The sequence below is a fragment of the Streptomyces sp. SM10 genome, from assembly GCF_002910915.1.
Taxonomy (GTDB): Bacteria; Actinomycetota; Actinomycetes; order Streptomycetales; family Streptomycetaceae; genus Streptomyces.
Window position 1 is genome coordinate 29,007 of record NZ_NEUF01000136.1, and the last position, 24,579, is coordinate 53,585.

Annotated in this window: 18 protein-coding genes; 5 read left to right on the plus strand and 13 right to left on the minus strand. The window is 71.0% G+C overall.

Annotated features, from left to right (window positions below; translation table 11 throughout):
• Window positions 1-46 precede the first annotated feature (46 nt).
• Together B9S57_RS22025 and B9S57_RS22030 are read left to right on the plus strand one after the other, a co-directional pair.
• Window positions 47-3,841: a bifunctional glycosyltransferase family 2 protein/CDP-glycerol:glycerophosphate glycerophosphotransferase gene (locus B9S57_RS22025; protein ID WP_258036509.1), complete on the plus strand. Its 3,795-nt coding sequence runs from the start codon at window positions 47-49 to the stop codon at window positions 3,839-3,841.
• Window positions 3,834-5,330: a hypothetical protein gene (locus tag B9S57_RS22030; RefSeq protein WP_181011434.1), complete on the plus strand. Its 1,497-nt coding sequence runs from the start codon at window positions 3,834-3,836 to the stop codon at window positions 5,328-5,330. Before B9S57_RS22025 ends, B9S57_RS22030 begins: the two co-directional genes overlap by 8 nt.
• 3 nt (window positions 5,331-5,333) lie before the next feature.
• On the opposite strand, the gene B9S57_RS22035 is transcribed toward B9S57_RS22030, so the two are convergent.
• The 6 genes from B9S57_RS22035 to B9S57_RS22060 form a co-directional block, all read right to left on the minus strand.
• On the minus strand, window positions 5,334-6,221 hold the full coding sequence (locus tag B9S57_RS22035) for an endonuclease/exonuclease/phosphatase family protein (protein ID WP_103517288.1): 888 nt from the start codon (window positions 6,219-6,221) through the stop codon (window positions 5,334-5,336).
• A 100-nt stretch (window positions 6,222-6,321) separates the two neighbouring features.
• On the minus strand, window positions 6,322-8,454 hold the full coding sequence (locus tag B9S57_RS22040) for a 3-hydroxyacyl-CoA dehydrogenase NAD-binding domain-containing protein (RefSeq protein WP_103517289.1): 2,133 nt from the start codon (window positions 8,452-8,454) through the stop codon (window positions 6,322-6,324).
• A complete protein-coding gene (locus B9S57_RS22045; protein WP_103517290.1) occupies window positions 8,451-9,671 on the minus strand; it encodes an acetyl-CoA C-acyltransferase in 1,221 nt (406 codons plus the stop codon). Before B9S57_RS22045 ends, B9S57_RS22040 begins: the two co-directional genes overlap by 4 nt.
• 275 nt (window positions 9,672-9,946) lie before the next feature.
• Complete coding sequence (locus tag B9S57_RS22050) at window positions 9,947-11,221, minus strand: ribonuclease D (RefSeq protein ID WP_103517291.1); 1,275 nt, start codon at window positions 11,219-11,221, stop codon at window positions 9,947-9,949.
• A gap of 187 nt (window positions 11,222-11,408) precedes the next feature.
• Window positions 11,409-12,071: a response regulator transcription factor gene (locus B9S57_RS22055; protein ID WP_103517292.1), complete on the minus strand. Its 663-nt coding sequence runs from the start codon at window positions 12,069-12,071 to the stop codon at window positions 11,409-11,411.
• Window positions 12,072-12,290: 219 nt separating this feature from the next.
• Window positions 12,291-12,950 carry a DUF3000 domain-containing protein gene (locus B9S57_RS22060; RefSeq protein WP_103517293.1) on the minus strand — a complete coding sequence of 220 codons (660 nt, stop codon included), beginning with the start codon at window positions 12,948-12,950 and terminating at the stop codon, window positions 12,291-12,293.
• A gap of 92 nt (window positions 12,951-13,042) precedes the next feature.
• Between B9S57_RS22060 and hemE the strand changes: the two genes are divergently transcribed.
• Window positions 13,043-14,152 (plus strand): uroporphyrinogen decarboxylase, encoded by a 1,110-nt coding sequence (gene hemE, locus B9S57_RS22065; protein WP_103517294.1) that lies wholly within the window; start codon window positions 13,043-13,045, stop codon window positions 14,150-14,152.
• Here hemE and B9S57_RS22070 read toward each other — a convergent pair.
• Window positions 14,149-15,531 carry an FAD-dependent oxidoreductase gene (locus B9S57_RS22070; protein ID WP_103517305.1) on the minus strand — a complete coding sequence of 461 codons (1,383 nt, stop codon included), beginning with the start codon at window positions 15,529-15,531 and terminating at the stop codon, window positions 14,149-14,151. The two genes, hemE and B9S57_RS22070, sit on opposite strands and share 4 nt — an antisense overlap.
• A gap of 50 nt (window positions 15,532-15,581) precedes the next feature.
• Window positions 15,582-16,562 carry a DUF4349 domain-containing protein gene (locus B9S57_RS22075; protein ID WP_103517295.1) on the minus strand — a complete coding sequence of 327 codons (981 nt, stop codon included), beginning with the start codon at window positions 16,560-16,562 and terminating at the stop codon, window positions 15,582-15,584.
• A 148-nt stretch (window positions 16,563-16,710) separates the two neighbouring features.
• On the opposite strand from B9S57_RS22075, the gene hemG reads away from it, so the two are divergent.
• Both hemG and hemQ read left to right on the plus strand, forming a co-directional pair.
• Window positions 16,711-18,198 (plus strand): protoporphyrinogen oxidase, encoded by a 1,488-nt coding sequence (gene hemG, locus B9S57_RS22080; RefSeq protein ID WP_103517296.1) that lies wholly within the window; start codon window positions 16,711-16,713, stop codon window positions 18,196-18,198.
• Window positions 18,199-18,202: 4 nt separating this feature from the next.
• Window positions 18,203-18,916 (plus strand): hydrogen peroxide-dependent heme synthase, encoded by a 714-nt coding sequence (gene hemQ, locus B9S57_RS22085; RefSeq protein ID WP_103517297.1) that lies wholly within the window; start codon window positions 18,203-18,205, stop codon window positions 18,914-18,916.
• A 274-nt stretch (window positions 18,917-19,190) separates the two neighbouring features.
• Here hemQ and B9S57_RS22090 read toward each other — a convergent pair whose 3' ends face one another.
• The 5 genes from B9S57_RS22090 to B9S57_RS22115 form a co-directional block, all read right to left on the minus strand.
• Window positions 19,191-19,979 (minus strand): TIGR04222 domain-containing membrane protein, encoded by a 789-nt coding sequence (locus B9S57_RS22090; protein WP_103517298.1) that lies wholly within the window; start codon window positions 19,977-19,979, stop codon window positions 19,191-19,193.
• Between the two features lie 117 nt (window positions 19,980-20,096).
• On the minus strand, window positions 20,097-21,143 hold the full coding sequence (locus B9S57_RS22095) for a TIGR04222 domain-containing membrane protein (RefSeq protein ID WP_103517299.1): 1,047 nt from the start codon (window positions 21,141-21,143) through the stop codon (window positions 20,097-20,099).
• Window positions 21,144-21,148: 5 nt separating this feature from the next.
• A complete protein-coding gene (locus B9S57_RS22100) occupies window positions 21,149-22,444 on the minus strand; it encodes a DUF692 domain-containing protein (RefSeq protein WP_103517300.1) in 1,296 nt (431 codons plus the stop codon).
• Between the two features lie 590 nt (window positions 22,445-23,034).
• The gene (locus B9S57_RS22110) at window positions 23,035-23,826 is read right to left on the minus strand and encodes an ABC transporter permease (protein WP_103514014.1); all 792 of its coding nucleotides are present in this window, start codon (window positions 23,824-23,826) and stop codon (window positions 23,035-23,037) included.
• A partial coding sequence (locus tag B9S57_RS22115) for an ATP-binding cassette domain-containing protein (RefSeq protein WP_103514013.1) occupies window positions 23,823-24,579 on the minus strand: 757 nt, incomplete at its 5' end. The genes B9S57_RS22115 and B9S57_RS22110, both read right to left, overlap by 4 nt.

Consider the following 24,579-nt stretch of genomic DNA (forward strand, 5'->3'; position numbering starts at 1 on the left):
CGGTAGTGGTGCAGGGCGATCTCTCCTGCCTCGAACTGGAGTGTGCATGATGGCCGCTGGGCCCCGTCTGAGCGTCATCGTCCCGTTCCAGGACGTCGAGACGTACCTCACGGAGTGCCTGGAGTCCATCGCGCGGCAGACCTTCCGTGACTTCGAAGTGATCATGGTCGACGACGGATCGACGGACTCCTCGACCGCGATAGCCGAGAGGTTCTGTGCCGAGGATCCTCGTTTCCGCTTGATACACCAGGAGGCGAACGGCCCCGGGCACGCCCGCAACACCGGGCTCCGCGAGATGCATTCCGAGGGCGAGTTCCTGGTGTTCGCCGACGGCGACGACGTCATTCCGGAGTACGCCTACGAACTGCTCATCCGTACGGTGTCCGAGTCCGGTTCGGATTTCGTCTCCGGCAACGTGCAGATGATGAACTCCACGACGAAGTGGCAGTCCCCGCTCCACAAAGGCCCGATGCAGCGAGACCGCAAGGGCACCCACATCACGCGCTTCGAGGCGCTGATCTACGACCGTACGGTCTGGAACAAGGTGTTCCGCCGCAGCTTCTGGGACTACCACTTCATCCAGTTCCCGGAAGGGGTTCTCTACGAGGACTCCTGGGTCAACATGTTCGCCCACTTCAAGGCCGCGAAGGTCGATGTCATCAGTGACATCGTCTACTTCTGGCGAAGGCGGGACGGTGGAGCCGCACCCTCCATCACGCAGAGGCACACCGAGCTCGGCAACCTCCAGGACCGGGTCGCAGCCGTTCAGTCCGTGAGACGGTTCCTCGGGCAGCACCGTGCGCGCTCCTTCAGGGAACACAAGCGCAAGTACGACCTCGCGTGCCTGAAGTCGGACCTCATGCTCCACCTCAAGGTCCTCCCCGACGCCGACGACGACTACAGGGACGCGTTCATGTACGCGGCCCAGGACTTCCTGAGCGAGGCCGACGACGACATCATCGAGGAGCTTCCCGCGGATGCCCGCGTGAAGTGGCTCCTCGTCCACCAGGGCCGCCTCGACGAGCTCCTCGACGTCCTGGAGTTCGAGAGGAAGGGCGGGCCGCTGCCGGTCCGCAGGCGATTCCGCCGCTACCTGAACTACCCGCACCTGGGGAACCGCAAGACGGGCCTCTACAAGCGCGACTACCGGCTCGACAAGGAACTTTCGCCCTTCAGCTCCCTCACCGCCGCCCGGTGGGACTCCCAGTGGCTGACGCTGTCGGGCTCCGCCTACGTCCGGTTCATCAACGTGCACAAGCGGCACATGTCCACGAAGATGCTGGCCCTGCGGAACAAGAAGTCCGGCAGCACGCTCGTCAACCTGGCCAGGACGACGTTCTACCCGCAGGCCACCGAGTACTCGAACCAGAACCGGTACTGCTACGACTGGGCAGGCTTCGAGACCCGGTTCGACACCACCCGCCTCAAGAAGAAGGGCGAGTGGGTCGAAGGGACCTGGGACGTCGCGGCCGGTGTGTTCAGCCGCGGCCTGTTCCGGTACAAGAGCATCGGCAGGGGCGGGGCCGGCTCGGCCGCCAACCCGCCGTGCCGCTATGTCGACAAGAACACACGGATCGTGCCCCTGTTCGTCCAGGGCGGTCTGAAGATCCGGGTCGAGCGGGTGCGGTGCCGGGTCACGAGGCACCGCATCACGGGATCCCACCTGGAGATCGGCGGGGTCTACCTCGGCCCCAAGGTGCCCGAGTGGGGCAAGCTCCGTGTGGTCAGCATGAACGGTGCGGGACGGCACGAGGCGTGGCTGTCCTTCCAGCCCGGCGGAGAGGGCTGGTGCACCTTCGTGGCCAGGGTCCCGCTGGACAAGCTCGTACCCGGGTCCAGGGCGACGGGCGAATCGGTCCCGCAGGCGTGGACGATGGGCAGCAACGGCTGGAAGACCACCGTGCATGTGGAAGGCCGCAAGACGCCCCTGTACCCGGTGATGGCCGAGGACACCGCCGACGGCCACTACCGCATGCCGGCGGGTCTCCAGACGGACGACGGTGACCGCGAGATCGTCGTCCACGGCAACGGCTCCGGCTACGTGGTGCTCTTCGAGCGCGCCGCGCTGCCCCTGCTGACCGACCACTGCTGGCGCGAGGACGGCTCGCTGGAGCTCATCGGCCGGTACTCCTGCGCCGATCTGCTGAGCACCCGCGAGCATGCCAGCGCGCACGTGGTGGTCAGGTCGCGCGCGCACGGTGCCGAACGGGCCGTGCCGATGGAGTGGGCCGGTGACAGCTTCCGGGTGGTGGTGACCCCCGTGGCGATGGCGACGCTCGCGGGCGACATTCCGCTGGCCGCCGGGCGCTGGGACTTCTTCCTGCGCCGCGAGGACCCCTCGGAGGTCGCGCCCGACGTGCGCAAGGCCGACCTCATGATGAAGGTCGAGCAGAGCCTCATCAGCACCCTTCCGCAGGAGATCGAGGAGAGCGGCAGGGGGTACGAACTCCAGGCCGAGGCGTACGACCGGCTCTCGCTGCTCGTCCGGTCCGCCATGGCCGAGGACGCCAGAGGGCCGTACCGGCAGAAGCTGCTGCGTACCAGGAACTACCCCCTGGCCCGTCGCGAACCGATCAGGCCTGCCGTGCTCTTCGACGCCTTCAAGGGGACGCAGTACTCCGACAGTCCGCGCGCCGTCCACGAGGAGATGGTCCGCCGGGGTGTCGCTCTCGACCACCTCTGGGTCGTGCGCGACGACCAGGTCCAGGTGCCGCCCACCGCGACTCCGGTGCGCATGTGGTCACGTGAGTGGTACGAGGCCCTGGCCACGTCCCGCTACGTCGTCGCCAACAACCACCTGCCCGACTGGTTCGACAAGCGCGCCGATCAGGTGGTCGTGCAGGCCTGGCACGGCACCCCGCTCAAGAAGATCGGCCACGACATCGAGGCGGTGCACTTCGCCGACCAGCGCTACCTGGAGCGCGTCGCGAAGGAGGTGCAGAACTGGGACATGCTGGTCTCCCCGAACAGCTTCTCCACGCCGATCCTGAAGAGGGCCTTCCAGTTCCCCGGCGAGATGGTCGAGTGCGGGTACCCCCGCAACGACATCCTCCGCCGTCCCGGAACGGAGCACCGCGCCGAGGAGATCCGCCGGCGCATCGGCCTGCCGCCCGGCAAGCGCGTCATCATGTACGCGCCGACGTGGCGTGACGACCAGTTCTACGCTCCGGGCAAGTACAAGTTCGACTTCAGGATCGACCTCGAGGACGCGCGAGCCCGGCTCTCCGCCGACCACGTCCTCATGGTGCGCCGCCACCCCAACGTGGTGGACCCGGTCCCCGGGGCCGGCGACGGCTTCGTCTTCGACGTGTCCGACTACCCGGACATGGCGGACCTCTCGCTGATCACCGACGTGATGATCACGGACTACTCGTCCCTGATGTTCGACTTCGTGAACACGGGGCGGCCGATCCTCTTCTTCACCTACGACCTGGACCACTACCGCGACACCCTCCGCGGCTTCTACTTCGACTTCGAGCAGAGCGCCCCCGGGCCGCTGCTGTTCGAATCCGCGGAGCTCATCTCCGCCATCGAGGACGTCGACCGCATCCAGGAGGGCTACGCCGACCGGTACGCCTGGTTCCAGGAGGAGTTCTGCGACCTGGACGACGGTTATGCGGCGGCCCGCCTCGCCGAACACATTCTCGCCGCGGGAGGGGACACGGTCCCCGCCGGGCCTGCTGCCGCGTCCGACCTGCGGCTCTCGCTCCATGAGATCCGGGAGCCCCAGGACTTCGCGGGTCATCCGGCGTACGGCTCGGTGAGGACGGACACGGGACCGGACGCACCGCACCCCACCGATTTCCCGCGTGCCGTGAGGACGGACCCCCTCCATGTCTAAGACAGCCACCTCCAGCCGCCCCGTCCTCACCGGCATAGACACGTCCGGCGCCTATCCGGTCCACTACCGGTTCAGCCATGCCAAGAGCGGCAACCGGCACCTCGTCGTCGTCTTCGCCAACTTCTCCGCGCCCGACGACTACGGATGGTCCAACGGAGTCTTCGACAACGTCCGTGCGAACATCCTCTGGGTCCGGGACATGTTCGACGGGAAGAACAGCTACTACCTGTGCAAGGACATGGACTTCGAGCTGGAGAGATCCGTCATCACGCTGATCTCCAACGTGATGCACTCCCTGGGGCTGACCCCCGACCAGTGCACCATGTGGGGCGGATCCAAGGGCGGCAGCGCCGCCCTGCACTTCGGTCTGAAGTACGGCTTCCGGAACATCGTGGCCATCGTCCCCATGTTCCGCATCGGGATCTCCGTGCAGAAGCGTCCGGCGATCGCCGACTTCATGATGGGCGGGCAGGTCACGGACGACAGGATCGAGATCCTCGATCGTGTCATCCCCGATCTCGTGCGGGCCGAGGCCAATCCCCGCGCCAACCTCTACCTGCTGTCCTCGCCGCAGGACGAGAACTACGGCGTGCAGGTGGAACCGTTCCTGCCGTTGTTCCGGGGGTACGAGAACTTCAACTTCGTCTACAGCGACTCACCCTTCATCACCGACCACACGACGGTGACCCGGCGCAACGTCCCGGCGCTGATGGGTCTCCTCAATCTCCTCGTCGACGGGATCGCCCCGCGCATCGGCTTCGTGACCAACGGCCACGAGCAACCCGACGTGGACAGGTCCGGCATCGACTCCTACCTGAAGTCGACCTCCCAGGTGCGGGAGTCGTTCTCCGCACCGGTGGTCGTCTCGCCGTCGGCCGGCGAGCGCGTGGCCGACGCGAAGGTCCGGTTCGCGGGGACGGCTCGCGGAGCGGTCCGGCTCAGCTTCTGGGAGAAGGGCAAGTACGTGGGCTCCCCTCCGGTCTCCCCGGACGGCAGCTGGTCCTGGACCCGGGACCGCGCCTGGTCCAAGGGGGAACACACCGTCCGTATGTTCGCGGTGGACGCCGACGGATTCCACTCCCCGAGGGCCGAGGCCACCTTCACGGTCACGGCACACGACTCCCTGCCCTTCGGGACGGAGGAGCGGATTCCGCCCCAGGAGCGAAGGGCTCCCGCTCCGCCCACGATCTCCTACCCGGCCCCCGGGCAGCACGTCACCGCTTCCGAGGCCGGAGTCGCCGGCTACGCCGAGCACGCGCTGCACGTGACGTTCGCCGAGGGAGGGGTCTCCCTGGGGTCCGTGCCGGTGTCGGCGGACGGCAGCTGGTCATGGAGCCCGGGATGGTCCTGGCTCCCGGGGCCGCACACGGTGGACTGCTACGCCGTCGACGCCGAAGGCGTCGCTTCCCGGGGGAGCGGTGCCTCCTTCCAGGTGGCCGGAGCCGCCGAACCCCTGCAGGCACAGGCGCCGACCGGCTACTTCCGATGACCGTCACCTGCCGACCGTCATCACCAGCGCGGAGTGGTCCGACATGCGGGTGCGGCGGACCGAGCACCCGCGCCGGTCGAGCCGGGTGAACAGGTAGTCGACCTTGACGCCGGAGCGGTGCGTGGCCCTGCCCGTCCGTGAGCCGGGCGCTCGCTGATCGCACTCCCGGTAGCGGTCGTAGGCGTCGTGCGGCCAGATCCAGCGGTACGTCCTGTTGGACGCGGACGGGGGCGAGCTGTTGAAGTCGCCACCGATCACGGTGCGCGCGTCCGCGGCGGCGAACAGGGTCTTCAACTGGTCGTCGCGGTACTCCCACGAGGGATGCGCGTGGTCGGCCCCCACGACGCTGAGGTGCGCGTTGCAGATCCGGACGTCACGAGCGGCCAGCGAAGCGCACAGGATTCCTCGTTGCAGGCCCACTGCGGGCTGTCGTGAGGGGATCGGCGCGACGTCCGACAGGGGGGACGAGGACAGGAGGGCGAAGCCGGCCCGGCCCCGGCCCCCACCCGTGCAGCGGACCGGGGTGAGGCGCCCCCTGTCGTCACGGTAGGCGTAGGCGCGGAAGGCACTGTGCCACCCCTTGCCCAACACGGCCGTCGCCCGGTCGAGATCCGCGGTGCAGACCTCCTGCAGCAGGAACGTCCCGACGCCGTCCGACTCGGCCAGGTCCTCGATCACAGCGATCTTCTCCTGGCGCGTTCCCGTGTTCCGGCAGCCCCACTGCTCGACGCCGCACAGGTTCCAGGTCGCGATCCTCAGCCGAGGAGAGGTGACCGTCCCGGAACTCCCGCCGTCGCGCAGCACGGACGTCGCGAGCAGGGTCAGGCACACCACGGTGGCGCAGACGACGGCCCGACGTGCGAAGCGCCGTCGCCGTCGACTGTGAATCACCGGCTCAGCCTATAAGCACCGCTCGGGCCGGGACTCCACGGAACGGCAACGGGCCGCACAGGAGTCAGCACCTGTGCGGCCCGAGGTGGAGCGGAAGGCGTTACGCCGGAACGCTCGCCACGCCCTGCGCGAGGAACGGCTTGCCGTTCACCCGCTGCGAGACACCCTCGCGGTCCAGGTACGGCGTGATGCCGCCCAGGTGGAAGGGCCAGCCCGCGCCCGTGATCAGGCACAGGTCGATGTCCTGGGGCTCGGCGACGACGCCCTCGGCCAGCATCAGGCCGATCTCCTGCGCCACCGCGTCCAGGACGCGGTCACGGACCTGCTCCTCCGTCAGGACGGTGTCGCCCTGCTTGAGGAGGGCCGCGACCTCGGGGTCCAGGACCGGCGCGCCGGAGTCGTAGACGTAGAAGCCGCGCTTGCCGGCCTTGACGACCGCCGCGAGGTTCTCGGAGACCGTGAAGCGGTCCGGGAACGCCCGGTTCAGGGTCTCGGAGACGTGCAGGCCGATGGCCGGGCCGACCAGCTCCAGCAGCACCAGCGGGGACATCGGCAGGCCGAGGGGCTCGATGGCCTTCTCCGCCGTCTCGACGGAGGTGCCCTCGTCGATGATGTTCTGGATCTCGCCCATGAAGCGGGTGAGGATGCGGTTGACGACGAACGCCGGGGCGTCCTTCACCAGCACCGCGGTCTTCTTCAGCTTGCGGGCGACACCGAAGGCCGTGGCCAGCGAGGCGTCGTCCGTCTGCTCGCCACGGACGATCTCCAGGAGCGGGAGGATCGCGACCGGGTTGAAGAAGTGGAAGCCGACGACCCGCTCGGGGTTCTTCAGCTTCGACGCCATCTCGGTGACCGAGAGGGACGAGGTGTTCGTGGCGAGGATGGCGTGCGCCGGGGCGACCGCCTCGACCTCCGCGAAGACCTGCTGCTTGACGCCGATCTCCTCGAAGACGGCCTCGATGATGAAGTCGGCGTCGGAGAAGCCCTCCGCCTTGTCCAGCACACCGGAGACCAGGGCCTTCAGGCGGTTGGCCTTGTCCTGGTTGATGCGGCCCTTGCCGAGCAGCTTGTCGATCTCGGCCTGGACGTAGCCCACACCCTTGTCGACGCGCTCCTGGTCGATGTCCGTGAGGACGACCGGGACCTCGAGGCGGCGCAGGAAGAGCAGGGCGAGCTGGCTGGCCATCAGGCCCGCGCCCACCACACCGACCTTGGTGACCGGACGGGCCAGGGCCTTGTCCGGAGCGCCGGCCGGGCGCTTGGCGCGCTTCTGGACCAGGTTGAAGGAGTAGATCCCGGAGCGCAGCTCGCCGCCCATGATCAGGTCCGCGAGGGCCTGGTCCTCGGCGTCGAAGCCGGCGCCCAGGTCGCCGCTCTTCGCCGCGGCGATGATCTCCAGCGCGCGGTAGGCGGCCGGGGCCGCCCCATGCACCTTGGAGTCGGCGATCGCCTTGCCGCGGGCGACGGCCTGGTCCCAGGCGTCACCCCGGTCGACCTCGGGGCGCTCGACCGCGAGCTCGCCCTTGAGGACGGACGCGGTCCAGATCAGCGACTGCTCCAGGAAGTCCGCGCCCTCGAAGATCGCGTCGGCGATCCCGAGCTCGAAGACCTGCTTGCCCTTGAGCTGACGGTTCTGGTTGAGCGAGTTCTCGATGATGACCGAGACGGCGCGGTCGGCACCGATCAGGTTGGGGAGCAGCGCGCAGCCGCCCCAGCCGGGGACCAGGCCGAGGAAGACCTCGGGCAGCGAGAACGCCGGCAGCGCGCTGGAGACGGTGCGGTAGGAGCAGTGCAGCCCGACCTCCACACCGCCGCCCATGGCCGCGCCGTTGTAGTAGGCGAAGGTCGGGACCGCGAGGCCGGAGAGGCGGCGGAAGACGTCGTGGCCGCCCTTGCCGATCGCCAGGGCGTCCTTGTGGTCCTTGAGGAGCTCGACGCCCTTGAGGTCCGCGCCCACCGCGAAGATGAACGGCTTGCCGGTGACACCGATGCCGACGACGGAGCCCTCGGCGGCCTCCTTCTCGACCTGGTCGATGGCGGCGTTCAGATTCGCCAGCGACTGCGGGCCGATGGTGGTCGGCTTGGTGTGGTCGAAGCCGTTGTCCAGGGTGATGAGCGCGAAGCGCCCCGCACCGCCGGGCAGGTCGAGGTGGCGTACGTGCGCCTGCGTGACGACCTCGCCGGGGAACAGCTCGGCCGCACCCTTCAGAAGCTCAGTGGTGGTGGTGCTCACTTGTTGCCTCCGTCGAAATTCGGGTTCTCCCAGACGACCGTCGCGCCCATGCCGAAGCCGACGCACATCGTCGTCAGGCCGTAGCGGACCTCGGGGTGCTCCTCGAACTGGCGGGCCAGCTGCGTCATCAGACGGACGCCGGAGGAGGCCAGCGGGTGACCGTAGGCGATCGCGCCGCCGTACTGGTTGACGCGCTGGTCGTCGTCGGCGATGCCGTAGTGCTCCAGGAAGGCGAGCACCTGCACGGCGAAGGCCTCGTTGATCTCGAAGAGGCCGATGTCCTCGATGGAGAGACCGGCCTTGGCCAGGGCCTTCTCCGTCGCCGGGATCGGGCCGTAGCCCATGACCTCGGGCTCGACGCCCGCGAAGGCGTACGAGACGAGGCGCATCCTGACCGGGAGGCCCAGTTCGCGGGCGGTCTCCTCGGAGGCGAGCAGCGAGGCGGTGGCGCCGTCGTTGAGCCCCGCGGCGTTGCCGGCCGTCACGCGGCCGTGGGCGCGGAACGGGGTCTTCAGACCGGCCAGCGACTCCAGCGTGGTGCCCGGGCGCATCGGCTCGTCGGCGGTGACCAGGCCCCAGCCCGTCTCCCCGGCTTCGGCGTTCGTACGGCGTACGGATACCGGCACCAGGTCCTGCTGGATCTTGCCGTCGGCGTACGCCTTGGCGGCCTTCTCCTGCGAGCGGACCGCGTATTCGTCGGCGCGCTGCTTGGTGATCGAGGGGTACCTGTCGTGCAGGTTCTCCGCGGTCATGCCCATGAAGAGGGCGGACTCGTCGACCAGCTTCTCCGACACGAGGCGCGGGTTCGGGTCCACGCTCTCGCCCATCGGGTGGCGGCCCATGTGCTCGACACCGCCGGCGACGACGACGTCGTACGCGCCGAAGGCGATGGAGCCGGCCGTCGAGGTGACGGCGGTCAGGGCGCCCGCACACATGCGGTCGATGGAGTAACCGGGCACCGACTGCGGCAGACCGGCCAGGATTCCGGCGGTACGCCCGAGGGTGAGGCCCTGGTCGCCGATCTGGGTGGTCGCGGCGATGGCGACCTCGTCGATCTTCGCGGGGTCGAGGTCCGGGTTGCGGCGCAGCAGCTCCCGGATGGCCTTCACGACGAGATCGTCGGCGCGGGTCTCGTGGTAGATGCCCTTCGGGCCCGCTTTGCCGAACGGGGTGCGGACGCCGTCGACGAAGACGACGTCCCGGATGGTACGAGGCACGGTGGCTCTCCTCCAGGGTGCGGGATGGCACTGCTGCGGGCGCACGCATCGGTACGCCACGACCCTCATGCTACTTGCGGGTAACCAGACTGCCCACCCCCCGTCGCCGGAGCGGCGAACGTCACACGGGGAGGGGGGCTCCTCCGGCCGCCCGGGAGGGCCGGGTAAGTGGCGTGAATTCGATCCTCCTCGACGATGCGGTCCCGGGTGTGCTCCCGACACGCGTACGCCCCCCGCCGGATCCGGCGGGGGGCGTACGCGTGTCGGGACGTGTGTCAGGCGCTGGTGTCCAGGGCCCGCAGCAGCAGGGGCCCGACCTGGCCGATCTGCCAGTGGCGCGCGCCGTGAGCGGAGAGCGCGGCCTCGACCGTGTCCGGGGTCAGGACCTTGGGCGGCTCCCAGCAGACCCTGCGCACGGTGTCGGGGGTGATCAGATTCTCCTGCGGCATGTGCAGCCGCTCGGCCAGCTCCGACACCGCGGTGCGGGCCGCGGACAGCCTGGCCGCGGCGGCCGGGTCCTTGTCCGCCCAGGAGCGGGGCGGCGGCGGGCCGGCCGGCTGCTGGCCCGGCTGCGGAAGCTCCGACTCCGGGAGCTCCTTGGCCCGGTCGACGGCCGCCTGCCACTGTTCCAGCTGGCGGCGGCCCATGCGGTGCCCGAAGCCGGGCAGCGCGGTCAGCGCCTGCACGTTCACCGGGAGAGCCAGGGACGCCTCGATGATCGCGGCGTCGCCGAGCACCTTGCCGGGCGAGATGTCACGGCGCTGCGCCACCTGGTCACGGGCGGTCCACAGCTCCCGTACGACCGCGATCTGACGGCGGCGGCGCACCTTGTGCATGCCGGAGGTCCGGCGCCACGGGTCCTTGCGCGGGGGTGCCGGCGGCGCCGAGGCGATCGCGGCGAACTCCTCCAGCGCCCACTCCAGCTTGCCCTGCCGGTCCAGCTCCTCCTCCAGGGCGTTGCGCAGGTCCACCAGCAGCTCGACGTCGAGCGCGGCGTAGCGCAGCCAGGGATCGGGCAGCGGGCGGGTGGACCAGTCGACCGCGGAGTGGCCCTTCTCCAGGGCGTAGCCGAGGACGTTCTCCACTATGGCGCCCAGGCCGACGCGCGGGAATCCCGCCAGCCGTCCGGCGAGCTCCGTGTCGAAGAGCGAGGTCGGGGTCATGCCTATGTCGCGCAGGCAGGGCAGGTCCTGGGTGGCGGCGTGAAGGATCCACTCCGTGCCGGTGAGGGCCTGGCCGAGACCGGACAGGTCCGGGCAGCCGACCGGGTCGATCAACGCGCTCCCCGCGCCCTCGCGGCGCAGCTGCACGAGGTAGGCGCGCTGGCCGTAGCGGTAGCCCGAGGCGCGCTCGGCGTCGACGGCGACGGGGCCGGTGCCCGCGGCGAAGTCCGCGATCACCTGCGCCAGCGCGTCGTCGTCCGCCACCACCGGGGGGATGCCCTCGCGCGGTTCGAGCAAGGGGATCGGCGCCGGGGCGACGTCGTCCGGGGGGGCGCCCCCGGTGGTTCGCAGTGAAGTGTCTGCTGCGGTCTCTTGGGCGTCGGTCACATGCCAAGGGTATCTGTGTATGCGCGCCGCCCGTCGACGGAACGTTCCGTCGACGGGCGGCCATGCACATAAACCGGCCGGATGTGCATCCGCGCAGGTGCCGGTGGTCAGCCCTTCGTCCGGATCGGGCTGGATCTGGCACCGGGACCGGCGAACCCGGCATGATCCGCACGAAGGGCCTCCTGGGTCAGTGGATGATGCCCGTCCGCAGGGCCACGGCGACCATTCCGGCGCGGTCTCCGGTGCCGAGCTTGCGGGCGATGCGGGCGAGGTGGCTCTTCACGGTGAGTGCGGAGAGGCCCATCGAGACGCCGATGGCCTTGTTGGACTGGCCTTCGGCGACCAGGCGGAGCACCTCCACCTCACGGCCGGAGAGTTCGCGGTAGCCGCCCGGGTGGCTCGGGGAACCGGGAGGCCTGCGGTGCATGCGGGCGGCATTGGCGCCGATCGGGGCGACGCCGGGACGGGTGGGGTGGCCGATGTTGGTACGGGTGCCGGTGACGACGTAGCCCTTCACGCCGCCCGCGAGGGCGTTGCGCACCGCGCCGATGTCATCGGCGGCGGAGAGGGCGAGGCCGTTCGGCCAGCCGGCGGCTCGGGTCTCGGACAGCAGGGTCAGCCCGGAACCGTCGGGCAGGTGGACGTCGGCAACGCAGATGTCGCGCGGGCTGCCGACGCGGGGGCGGGCCTCCGCGATGGACGACGCCTCGATGACGTCACGAACTCCGAGTGCCCACAGATGGCGGGTGACGGTGGAACGGACGCGCGGGTCGGCCACGACGACCATGGCCGTCGGCTTGTTCGGGCGGTAGGCGACCAGGCTTGCGGGCTGCTCGAGGAGAACGGACACCAGGCCTCCTGGGGAGTGGCGGGACGGGCCGGCTCGGGGATGAAGCCGGGGCGAACCGTGCTTGAAGGGTCATTGACCTCTTCGGCAGCAGGCGCGTCCTCCTTTAGAGGAAGATCACGATTTAGTGAGTAACAATTCGGGCAAATAGGACGCGCGATCGATTGTACGAAAAGAGAGCCGGTCCCTGTGCGACCGGCTCTCCTCGAAGGTGACGCAGCGTCAGGAGACCTGGGGTCCCCGCCTCTGGGGCAGACTCACCACCGCCGCGTCCGCCGTCCCCGACGGCGGCAGCCCGGCGAGCTGGCAGAGCAGGTCGCCCCAGGCCACCAGGTGCGCGCCCATGTCCGGCACCCCGCCGCGCCCCTCGCGCGGAGTCCAGGAGGCCCGGATCTCGATCTGCGTCGCCGGACGGCGCTCGGACAACGCGCCGAAGTAGTGGGAGCCCGCGCGCGTCACCGTCCCGCCGGCCTCCCCGTACGAGAGCCCCCGGGCCTCCAGCGCACCCGTGAGCCAGGACCAGCAGACCTCGGGCAGCAGCGGGTCGGCCGCCATCTCCGGCTCCAGTTCGGCCCGTACGAGCGTCACCAGGCGGAACGTGCCCTGCCAGGCATCGTGTCCGGCCGGGTCGTGCAGGAGGACCAGGCGGCCGTCGGCGAGATCCTCCTCGCCCTCCACGACAGCGGCCTCCACGGCGTACGCGTGCGGGGCGAGCCGCTTCGGCGGTCGCGTGGGCTCGACCTCCAGTTCGGGGCGCAGACGCGCGGAACGCAGCGCGTCGACCGCCGACCGGAACGCCTGCGGGACTGTTTCGCCCTCCGCACTCTCCTCGCTGTCACTGCCATCGGAATGATCGGAAAATTGTCCCTGAGCCGGAGCCATGCGGGGAAGAGTAGGCGGAACCGGAGCCCCGCGCAGGGAGGGACACCCACGCGACGTCCGCCTCGTCGCCGCTCCGTGCGAAGATTCTGTGCGTGAGTGCCAACGACCTTCCCCGAGAGTTCAGCGCCGTCCGATCAGGGGAGGGCCCGTCCTCGGGCCTGCGAACGACCCCCGACACCCATGAATCGGCCTTCCTCAAGGCCTGCCGCCGCGAACCGGTGCCGCACACCCCGGTCTGGTTCATGCGTCAGGCGGGCCGCTCGCTGCCCGAGTACCTGAAGGTCCGCGAGGGCATCGCGATGCTCGACTCCTGCATGATGCCGGAGCTGGTCACCGAGATCACCCTGCAGCCCGTGCGCCGCCACAAGGTCGACGCCGCGATCTACTTCAGCGACATCGTCGTCCCCCTCAAGGCCATCGGGATCGACCTCGACATCAAGCCCGGGGTCGGTCCGGTGATCGCCGAGCCGGTCCGCACCCGCGCCGACCTTGCCCGGCTGCGCGACCTCACGCCCGAGGACGTCCCGTACGTCACCGAGGCCATCGGGATGCTCACCGCCGAGCTCGGCGCCACGCCGCTGATCGGCTTCGCCGGTGCGCCGTTCACCCTCGCGAGCTACCTCGTGGAGGGCGGTCCGTCCCGCAACCACGAGCGCACCAAGGCCATGATGTACGGCGAGCCCGAGCTCTGGGCCGACCTGCTCGACCGGCTCGCGGAGATCACCGGCGCCTTCCTGAAGGTCCAGATCGAGGCCGGCGCCTCGGCGGTCCAGCTCTTCGACTCCTGGGTCGGCGCCCTGGCCCCGGACGACTACCGCCGCTCCGTGATGCCGGCCTCCGCGAAGGTCTTCGACGCCGTCTCCACCTACGGCGTCCCGCGCATCCACTTCGGCGTCGGCACCGGCGAGCTCCTCGGCCTGATGGGCGAGGCCGGCGCGGACGTCGTCGGCGTGGACTGGCGTGTCCCGATGGACGAGGGCGCCCGCCGGGTCGGACCCGGCAAGGCGCTCCAGGGCAACCTCGACCCGGCGGTGCTCTTCGCACCGACCGAGGCGGTGGAGGCGAAGACCCGTGACGTGCTCGACGCCGCCGCCGGTCTCGAGGGCCACATCTTCAACCTCGGCCACGGCGTCATGCCCACCACCGACCCGGACGCTCTCACGCGCCTCGTCGAGTACGTCCACCAGCAGACGGCCCACTAGTCCCGCAGGCCCGCCCGCACCGCCGACACGGCCTTGCGGGCGGCCACCAGGACCGGGTCCCAGACCGGGGAGAAGGGCGGGGCGTAGCCGAGGTCGAGAGCCGTCATCGCCTCCACCGTCATTCCGGCGGTGAGCGCCACCGCCGCGACGTCCACGCGTTTCGCCGCCCCGTCGCGGCCGACGATCTGGACGCCCAGGAGCCGACCGGTGCGGTACTCCGCGAGCATCTTCACCGTCATCGGCCTCGCTCCCGGGTAGTAGCCCGCGCGGCCCGTCGACTCGATCGTCGCCGTGACGTAGCGCAGACCGACCGCGCGGGCGTCCTTCTCGCGGAGCCCGGTCCTGGCGATCTCCAGGTCGCAGACCTTGCTCACCGCCGTACCGACCACGCCGGGGAAGGTGCCGTAGCCGCCGCCGACGTTGGCCCCGATGATCTGGCCGTGCTTGTTGGCATGGGTGCCGAGCGCGATGTGCCGGGTACGACCGGCGACGAGGTCCAGGACCTCGACGCAGTCGCCGCCCGCCCAGATGTCCTCCTGCCCCACGACCCGCATCGACAGGTCCGTCAGGAGGCCGCCGTGCGGGCCCAGGGGGAGGCCCGCCTCCCGGGCCAGGGCCGTCTCCGGTTCGACGCCGATGCCGAGGACGACGACGTCCGCCGGGTAGGTCTCCTCCTCCGTGGCGACCGCGCTGACCCGGCCGTCGCCGCCGGTCTCGATCCGGGTGACGGCGGCGCCGTTGACCGTGGTGATGCCGAGCCCGTCCATCGCGTCGTGGACCAGCCGCCCCATGTCCGGATCGAGCGTGGCCATCGGCTGCGCGCCCCGGTTGAGCACCGTCACCTCGAAGCCGCGCTTCAGCATCGCCTCGGCCATCTCGACGCCGATGTAGCCCGCCCCGACGACGACCGCCCGGCGCCCGGTGGCCCGGTCCAGCGAGTCCAGCAGCGCCTGGCCGTCGCCCAGGGTCTGCACGCCGTGCACGCCCGGGGTGTCGATCCCGGGCAGGGCGGGACGCACGGGCCGGGCGCCCGTCGCGATGACCAGCTTGTCGAAGCCCGTCCAGTACGTCTCGCCGCTGTTTCGGTCCAGCGCCCGTACGCGGTGCCCGGCGACGTCGATCTCCGTCACCTCCGTGCGGGTGCGCAGATCGACGGACCGGGCCCGGTGCTCCTCGGGTGTACGGGCGATGAGGTCGTCGGGCCCCTCGACGTCGCCGCTCACCCAGTACGGGATGCCGCAGGCGGAGTACGACGTGAAGTCGCCGCGCTCGAAGGCGACGATGCTCATCTCGTCCGGGCCCTTGAGCCTGCGGGCCTGCGACGCGGCGGACATACCCGCCGCGTCGCCTCCCACGACCACCAGTCGCTCCGCCGCCATGCCGGGTCCCTTCGCCGCTCCGTGCCAGGTCGGGGCCCACGCTACGGCGCTCACGGGGCCGGTGGCGCCTGTGCGGGCTCCGTGGCCTCCTCGGGCGTCGTGCGGCGCCATGACGGGCGGCGGCCGCGCACCAGCCGCCACAGGAGTGCGAGGAGGGCCGCCGCGGCCAGGAACGGCGCCGTGGCGCCGATCGCCACCGTGATCCACCGCAGCACGGTCACGAACGCGTCCCAGCCGCCGCCGAGGGCGTCGAGGAAGCCGGTGCCGTCCTCCTCGGGGTCCTTCGCCTGCGCCTCCGGCTCGTTGAGATCGAGAGTGATGGTCGCCAGCGTGGTGCGGTCCTTCAGGGACTTCTGCTGGGCGAGAAGTGATTCCAGGTCTGCCTGACGTCTGCTGAGTTCGCCCTCCAGGGTCACCACGTCGGTGAGCTTCTCGGCCTTGTCCATCAGGTCGCGGACCCGCGCGACGCTCGCCCGCTGGGTGGCGATCCGGCTCTCGACGTCGACGACCTGCCCGGTGACGTCCTTGGCGTCCGACGTCCGGGAGAGCAGCTTCCCCGTCCCGGCGAGATCGCTCAGCACCTCGGCGTACTCGTCCTGGGGCACCCGAAGGACGAGGTGGGAGACCTCGTGGGTGTCGTCGATCCGCTCCGTGTTCTCCTCGGCGACGAGCCCGCCCGCGCCCTCGGTCGTGGCGCGGGCGGCGGCCACCGCCTTCGGCACGCTCTTCACCTCGATGCCGAGCCTGGCCGTGCGGATGACGTGGACCGCGACCGCGGAGCCCGGCTTCGGCGCCGAGGAGGCGCCGGCGGCGGACTTCTCCGCGTCCTTCGCGCCGGCCCCTCCGGCCGCGGGGGCGGCCGCCTTGTCGTCCGCGGCCGAGCTCAGCCCCTGCCCCCCGCCGTCCGAGGAGGCGGCGCAGGCGCCGGTGGCCAGAAGCGCGACGAGCAGTCCGGCGGCTGCGAGCGCGCGCGTGCGCCCACGGTTTCCGCGAGTGGGTGGATGACTGTCCGTGTGGTGTTCGTATGGCATAACGCGTCCCCCCGGGGCCGTTGTCGATGGTGCTGGTTCGACGTGCGGACCCCTGCGCGGGTTGCCGGTCAGGGGTTTCGAACCGGTCACGTTCGGGACTCGGGCCGGCTTTGTCCGGGACCCGGACGGGGTTTGAGAGAGTGGACCCATGCAGCGTCCTCTTCAGCGCGACACCACACGTACGGGCCATGCCGTCGTCATCGGCGGTGGCATCGCCGGACTCGCCGCCGCCCACCGGCTGCTGGACTCGGGCCTCCGGGTCACCGTCCTGGAGGCGACCGGGCGGCTCGGCGGCAAGCTGATGACCGGTGAGATCGCGGGCACCCGGGTCGACCTCGGCGCGGAGTCGATGCTCGCGCGGCGGCCCGAAGCGGTCGGGCTCGCCACCGCGGTAGGGCTGGAGGACCGGCTCCGGCCGCCGGCCACCGCCACCGCGTCCGTCTGGACCCGCGACGCCCTGCGTCCCATGCCCAAGGGGCACGTCATGGGGGTGCCGGGTGACCCGTCGGCGCTCAGCGGCGTCCTCTCGCCCGAGGGCCTCGCCAGGATCGCCGAGGAGCGCGACCTCACCCCGACCGCCGTCGGCGACGACGTCGCGGTCGGCTCCTACGTCGCCGACCGCCTCGGGCGCGAGGTCGTCGACCGGCTCGTGGAGCCGCTGCTCGGCGGGGTCTACGCGGGCGACGCCTACCGGATCTCGATGCGCGCGGCCGTACCCCAGCTCTTCGAGGCGGTGAAGGAGGGCGGCCCGCTCCTCGACGGAGTGCTCCGCATCCAGGAGAGGGCCGCCGCCCGGCAGCAGACCGGACCCGTCTTCCAGGGCATCGAGGGCGGCATCGGCACCCTGCCGGGCGCCGTCGCCGACGCCGTACGGGCCGGGGGCGCCGAGATCCTCGTGGAGACGCCGGTGCTCGGCCTGACCCGTACCGCGGACGGCTGGGACGTGCGCACCGACAGCAGGGTGATCGCCGCCGACGCCGTCGTCCTGGCCACGCCCGCCTGGTCCGCGTCCACCCTGCTCGCCGCCGAGTGCCCGGCCGCTTCGGTCGAGCTCGCCGCCGTCGAGTACGCCTCGATGGCCCTGGTCACCATGGCCTTCCGGCGCTCCGACGTCGAAGGGACCGAGGCGTTGCGGGGGCGGTCCGGATTCCTCGTGCCTCCCGTCGACGGGCGCACGATCAAGGCCGCCACCTTCTCCAGCAACAAGTGGCAGTGGGTCGCCGACGCCGCCCCCGATCTCTTCGTGCTGCGCACCTCCGTGGGCCGGTACGGCGAGGAGGAGCACCTGCACCGCGAGGACTCCGAGCTGGTCGCCGCCTCCCTGGCGGACCTCGCGTCCGCGACCGGACTGGCGGCCCGGCCCGTGGACACCGAGGTCACCCGGTGGATCGGGGGGCTGCCCCAGTACCCCGTGGGCCACCTCACCCGGGTCGCCCGGATCCGCGACGAGGTCGCCAAGCTGCCCGGCCTGCGGGTGTGCGGAGCGGTGTACGACGGCGTCGGGATCCCGGCCTGCGTCGCCAGTGCGCACCGTGCCGCGGACGAGATCGCCCGGGACCTGACGGGCACCCGCACGGGGGAGATCGACAACACGCCGACCCGGGTTCGGGGCACGGGTGGCGAGGCGGGACAATAGCCCTATGAGTGCGCCAGAAAAGCTTCCGAACGCAGGCAAGAAGGCCAAGGACCTCAACGAGGTCATCCGCTACACGCTGTGGTCCGTCTTCAGGCTGAAGGACGTCCTTCCCGTCGACCGCGCCGGCTACGCCGACGAGGTCCAGGAGCTGTTCGACCAGCTCGGGGCCAAGGACATCACGGTCCGCGGCACCTACGACGTGTCCGGCCTGCGCGCCGACGCCGATCTGATGATCTGGTGGCACGCGGAGACCGCCGACGAGCTCCAGGACGCCTACAACCTCTTCCGGCGCACGAAGCTGGGCCGCGCACTCGAACCGGTCTGGTCGAACATGGCGCTGCACCGCCCGGCCGAGTTCAACAAGTCGCACGTCCCGGCCTTCCTCGCCGACGAGTCGCCGCGCGACTACATCAGCGTGTATCCCTTCGTACGCAGCTACGACTGGTACCTGCTGCCCGACGAGGACCGCCGCCGGATGCTCGCGGACCACGGCAAGATGGCCCGCGGCTACCCTGACGTGCGGGCCAACACGGTCGCCTCCTTCTCGCTGGGCGACTACGAGTGGCTCCTCGCCTTCGAGGCCGACGAGCTCTACCGCATCGTCGACCTCATGCGTCACCTGAGGGCCTCCGAGGCACGGATGCACGTCCGGGAAGAGGTCCCGTTCTACACCGGCCGCAGGAGGTCCGTCGCAGACTTGGTGTCCGGACTCGCATAGCCAGCGTTTCCGGTCATCCCGACCCGGAAGATCAGTTGGCGGGCAACGGCGCGTGTGACGCCGCCCGTCGTTCCAGCGACACCGGGTCCGGTGCCGGGTACACATCGGCCGTAGGCCGGCGCACTGTCGTGGCCCGCGGGGGAGTCAGCCATTCCTCTCCGCGGACCGCCGCTTCTCGCCGGGTCCGGCCGATGTGTCCCGGGCCGAACAACTGGATAGAGCACCACGAGGGCCGCCCCCGGCGACGGGGGCGGCCCTCGTGCTGTCCGGCGGGTCAGACCCCCGTCCGGGCGGCCCGGCCCAGCAGCGCCGCCCTCAGGGCAGGGTCCTCCAGGGCGCCCACACCCCGTACGGCGACGGCCGCCAGGAGATCGCGGTCCGCGCCGCGCACCGGGGCCGGCAGCGAGTCCAGCCAGTGCTGCCCGGTCGGTGAGGCCCACGGGCTGTACGGGTGGTTCTCCACCCGGGCGATGGCCAGGCAGCCCAGCGTCAGCACGAGCGGCAGCCCGAACCAGGCGGCCACCGGCCCCGCGTAGCCCGTCTCCTGACCGGGCATCAGCATCGCGGTGGCTGCCAGGGCCACCACGAGCACCGCCGCGCCCCGCACCGCGCGCACCGCCGACTCCAGCCCCGTCCGGGTCCCGTGGGGGACTGCGAGCCCCGCCGCGACCAGGCGGTCGGCGAGGGAGCGTACGGCGTCGGCCGCCGCGGCGGCGGCCCGTATCGGAGCTATGCGGGACTGCCCCTCAGGGCCGATCGCACGGATCACGGTGCGCTCGACCTCGTCGCGCCCTTCCGGGTCGACGACCGTCGCCCAGCCCGTGTGGGCGAGCAGCAGCCTGCGCCGCAGATGCATGGAGACCAGAGCCAGGTCGGCGACCCGCTGAGGGCCGCCGGCCAGGAACGCCGTCTCGTACAGGTTGAGTTCGGGGGAGTCGACGGCTCGTGCGGCGGTGGGCGGCCGCTGGGCCGCCCCCGCGGTGACGAGGCACAGACGGATGCAGGAGACGGCGGCCGCGCCCCATGCGGCGAGAAGAAGCAGGACCCAGGACCCAGAGAGCATGGCCGAGTTCTATGCGAAACGGGCAAGGGAGCACCATGCCATGTTCACGATACGGACGAACCCCGGTCACACACGGTCGTGGGTGGCTGAATCATGCCCCTCCCTGGCGCCGTCCGTTCATGAGCTGCTGCCGCAGCTGGAGCCGCCCCCGCCTCCGCAGCTCGATCCACCGCTGCTGCCGCAACTGGACCCGCTGCTGCAGCTCGACCCTCCGCCGCTGCCGCAGCCCGACCCCGAGCTGCAACTCGACCCCGAGCTGCAGGTGGAGCCCGGACCGGAGTGGCCGCCCCCGCCGCTGGAGCCTCCGCAGCTCCCTCTGTCGGGACCCACGCTCGCGCACCAGATCACCGGCACGAAGGCGTTCGCCGCCGCGGGCGACGCCGTGGAGCCCGACAAGGAGTGACGTGAGGACCGCTGCCGGGCGGCACCGGCCAGCTGCCCCTGCAGGTCCGGGTCGGGAAGTGCGCGCAGGCCCTGGGTGGCCACCAGGTGGGCGGGGTCGGCCACATGGGCGTTGGCGATCCGGAAGCTGTCGCAGACCCGGCGTCCCGCCGTGGTGATGCGCGCCTTTGCGGCCGACGCGGTGGACAGTCCGACCACGCTCCCGGCGATGATCGCGGGCAGCACCTTCACGACGAAGGGGACCGGGGCGTCCGCGTACTCGTCCATCAGGACGTACTGCGCGACGGTCAGAGGGATGCTCAGCGGGAGGCACACGAGGGATCCGATTCCCAGGGCGAGCCCCCACCGGCGCCGGTCCCGGCTCTCTCCGGGGGCGATCAACAGCCCCCGGCCCGCCAGTCCGTCGCCGATCTCCTGCACCGCGGGATGCCGCATCACGGCCTCCCGCAGGGTGTTCAGGGCGCCGTCGGGGGCCGTGGCCAGCTCCTGCAGCACGGCACGCTCCACCGCGTCACGGGCCTCGGCCCGCTGCAGCGCGACGATTCCGGGTCCGCCGATGGTCAGCCGACCGTCCGTGTGCATACGGGTGAGCGCGGTGTCCACGACCCGGGCCGGACCGCCGCTGAGGAAGGCGACTTCGGAGAGGTCGAGCACGTACCCGGCGGACTCGATTCCCCGTCGGCCGGCGCGGCGCGTCGCGACGGACAGAAGCGTGCAGGAGACGGCCACGGCAAGGGTCAGCAGAAGGGCGAGGAGGTTCATGGCGGTCACTTTCCGAGGAGGGCGGAACGGGCGGAGCGGACCAGACGGGTCGCGCGGCGCGGCGGACGGGGGGCGGCCCGCTCCTGCCACCAGAGAGTCAGCTTCCGCCGGGCCGCCTCGTCGGCGGGGCGCCCCCCGACGAGCAGCAGTTCCGCGAAGGCGAGGGCGTCGCGCCGGTATCCGGCGGACATCGGCCGGTTCCTGGCGTACGCGAGGAACTCCTTCCGGTAGCCGCCGCCGAGGATCTCGGGCAGTTCCGGTGCGACCTTGGCGACGACATCGGCGCGCTTGGCGGCCAGGGCCCGGCTCTGTACCCCCAGGCGCCGGCGGTCGAAGCCGTCCGGCGCGGGCGTGCCGGCCACCAGGCACGAGAGCAGCGCGGTCTCTGCCACCGCGGTCCGGTCGCGGGCCCCGGGGGTGCGGCCGGCGGGGCGCGGAGATCCGGACGCGGATCCTCGGCGGGCCGTCGGGCGGCGGGCCGCCCCCGCGGCCAGCGTGGTCCGGATCGCGGTCAGTTCACCGGCCAGCTCCCCGGCCGGCGGGAAGTCGTCGTCCCGCTCCAGCAGGACCCCCGGAGGATCCACACGGGAGCGGAGCTCGCTGAGGACCTCCAGGACTGGGCGCGTCACGGGATGGGCGTGCGTGTCGTGCCAGACGCCGTCCTTCTCGACGCCGCCCGCCACATGGACGTACGCGATGGCCTCGACGGGCAGTTCGTCGAGGGCGGTGGCGGGAACCTCGCCGCGGTTGACGTGGTTGGTGTGGAGGTTGGCGACGTCGATCAGCAGCCGTACGCCGGTGCGCTCGACCAGCTCCGCGAGGAACTGCCCCTCGGTCAGCTCCTCGCCGGGCCAGGAGACCAGCGCGGCGATGTTCTCCAGCGCCAGAGGGACGGGCAGCGAGTCCTGCGCGATCCGCACGTTCTCGCACAGGACGTCCAGCGCGTCCCAGGTCCGGGGCACCGGAAGCAGATGCCCCGCCTCCAGCACCGGCGAGGCGGTGAGCGGGCCGCCGGCGCGCACGAAGGCGATGTGCTCCGTCACCAGGGGCGTGCCCAGCAGTTCGGCCCGCGCGGCCAGCCCGGCCAGACGGCCGGGGTCCGGGCGGTCGGCCCCGCCCAGCCCCAGCGAGACCCCGTGCGGGACGACCGTGACCCCGCGCTCCCTGAGACGTACGAGGGACTCGGGGAGATGGTCGTCGCAGAGGTTCTCCGCGACCGCCTCGACCCAGTCGATTCCCGGTAGGGCCTCGACGGAGGCCGCGATCTCCGGCCGCCAGCCGATCCCGATTCCCAGCTTCATGGTGTTCCCTCCCCGTTCTCCGTGCAGGGGTCATGGCCCCGTCGGCTGCCCGTGAACCCGGAGGGGGGGACGTTCAGAGCAGAATTTGAGGTTCCCCGAGGCGCCCAAAAAGGCCCCGTCACCCGATCGTGATGCTCCCGGCGTGCCGACCGCACCGCTGCTCACCTGCGGAAACGCGGGGTGCGCAGATATGCCGCCGAGCCGGACAGTCCGGATTAATTCGAGGGTCCGTTGACGGAGAGGTCCGTTGACGGAGATCAACAGGCGTTCGCATGCCGACCGGCATGGACTCCGACCACTGGTCCCGCAGCCGCGGAGCCCTTGCCGACCGGCTGTCCGAACCCGGCCCCGGGCCGGTTCGGCGGGTGCGTCCGGCCCGCCCGAGCCGGCTCTCCCGGCGGGGTGCCGGGACCTGGACCTGGACCTGGACCCCTGAAGGAGAACCGACTGATGACCAGCTCCGAGAAAAACTTCTTCGAGGACGCCGACGGGTTCTTCGAGGACGCCGAGGGGGCGGCCCCCCCGACGCCTTGTCGGTGGATGCCGCCCCGGGGGACGAGGTGCGGGAGTGGCCCGCGTGCTCATGCCGCCTACTTCGGGTCGTCGCTGAACTTCGAGGTCGACCAGTGGTAGCCGAGGACGGTCAGGCCGATGGACCAGGCGAGGGCGAGCCATCCGCTGTGGCCGATCTCGGTGCCCAGGAGCAGTCCTCGGAGGGTCTCGATGGCGGGGGTGAAGGGCTGGTACTCGGCGATGGGCTGGAACCAGCCGGGCATCGCGTCGATCGGTGTGAAGGCGCTGGAGACGAGGGGGAGGAGGATCAGCGGCATCGCGCTGTTGCTGGCCGCCTCCGCGTTCGGGCCGGCCATCCCCATCCCGACCGCGATCCAGGTGAGGGCCAGGGCGAAGAGGGCGAGCAGCCCGAAGGCGGCCAGCCACTCCAGGAGGGTGGCGTCCACGGAGCGGAAGCCGATGGCCGCGCCGACCGCGCCGACGAGGACGACGCTGGCGACGGACTGCAGGACGCTGCCGACGACGTGCCCGATCAGCACCGACCCGCGGTGGATGGCCATGGTCCGGAAGCGGGCGATGATGCCCTCGGACATATCCATGGCGACGGACACCGCGGCCCCGACGACGGTGGAGCCGATGGTCATGAGCAGGATGCCCGGGAGGATGTAGGCGATGTAGTCGGAGCGGTCGGCGTCGCCGCCGCCGATCCCCGCGCTCATGACGTCGCCGAAGACGTAGACGAAGAGCAGCAGGAGCATGACCGGGGTGAGCAGCAGGTTCAGCGTGAGTGACGGGTAGCGGCGGGCGTGCAGGAGGTTGCGGCGCAGCATCGTGGACGAGTCGCGCACGGCGAGGGACACAGCACTCATCGGACGGTCTCCTTCGGCTGGTTCGGCTGGTCGGTGGTGCTGGTCAGGGCGAAGAAGACGTCGTCGAGGTCGGGGGTGTGCACGGTCAGTTCGTCGGCCTCGATGCCGGCGGTGTCCAGTCGGTCGAGGACGGAGCGCAGGTCGCGCTGGCTGCCGTCGCTGGGGATCTGCAGGGTCAGGGACTCGTCGGTGGGGGTCTCCCCGCTCGAGCGGGGCCGGGTGAGGGGGAGGGTGACCTCGCCCAGGGCTTCGGCGGCGGAGCGGTAGGCGGCCGGGTCGGTGAAGCGGAGCCGGACGTGCCCGCCGGGGATCAGCCGCTTGAGCTCGTCGGCGGTTCCCTCCGCGGCGATCCGGCCGTCGTGGAGCACGGCGATACGGTCGGCGAGTTCGTCCGCCTCCTCGAGGTACTGGGTGGTCAGGAAGACGGTCACACCGTCCGTGACGAGCTCGCGGATGATGCCCCACATGGTGTGGCGCGAGCGCGGGTCGAGGCCGGTGGTCGGCTCGTCGAGGAAGATGATCCGGGGGCCGCCGACCAGCGTCATCGCGATGTCCAGGCGCCGCTTCATGCCACCGGAGTAGCTCGCGGCCGGCTTCTTCGCCGCCTCCGCCAGATCGAAGCGCTCCAGGAGTTCGGCGGTCACGCGCCGCCCCTGGCTCCTGGACAGGTGATGCAGGTCCGCCATGAGGAGCATGTTCTCCTCACCCGTGATCAGCCCGTCCACGGCCGAGAACTGCCCGGTCACACCGATC

Excerpts from the sequence above, each read along its gene's own strand:
- B9S57_RS22110 (WP_103514014.1), bottom strand. The coding sequence starts at position 23,826 with ATGAGTGCTGTGTCCCTCGCCGTGCGCGACTCGTCCACGATGCTGCGC.
- B9S57_RS22025 (WP_258036509.1), top strand. The coding sequence starts at position 47 with ATGATGGCCGCTGGGCCCCGTCTGAGCGTCATCGTCCCGTTCCAGGAC.
- B9S57_RS22095 (WP_103517299.1), bottom strand. The coding sequence starts at position 21,143 with ATGAACCTCCTCGCCCTTCTGCTGACCCTTGCCGTGGCCGTCTCCTGC.
- B9S57_RS22100 (WP_103517300.1), bottom strand. The coding sequence starts at position 22,444 with ATGAAGCTGGGAATCGGGATCGGCTGGCGGCCGGAGATCGCGGCCTCC.
- B9S57_RS22070 (WP_103517305.1), bottom strand. The coding sequence starts at position 15,531 with ATGGCGGCGGAGCGACTGGTGGTCGTGGGAGGCGACGCGGCGGGTATG.
- B9S57_RS22060 (WP_103517293.1), bottom strand. The coding sequence starts at position 12,950 with ATGGCTCCGGCTCAGGGACAATTTTCCGATCATTCCGATGGCAGTGAC.
- B9S57_RS22075 (WP_103517295.1), bottom strand. The coding sequence starts at position 16,562 with ATGCCATACGAACACCACACGGACAGTCATCCACCCACTCGCGGAAAC.
- B9S57_RS22090 (WP_103517298.1), bottom strand. The coding sequence starts at position 19,979 with ATGCTCTCTGGGTCCTGGGTCCTGCTTCTTCTCGCCGCATGGGGCGCG.
- B9S57_RS22030 (WP_181011434.1), top strand. The coding sequence starts at position 3,834 with ATGTCTAAGACAGCCACCTCCAGCCGCCCCGTCCTCACCGGCATAGAC.
- hemG (WP_103517296.1), top strand. The coding sequence starts at position 16,711 with ATGCAGCGTCCTCTTCAGCGCGACACCACACGTACGGGCCATGCCGTC.
- hemQ (WP_103517297.1), top strand. The coding sequence starts at position 18,203 with ATGAGTGCGCCAGAAAAGCTTCCGAACGCAGGCAAGAAGGCCAAGGAC.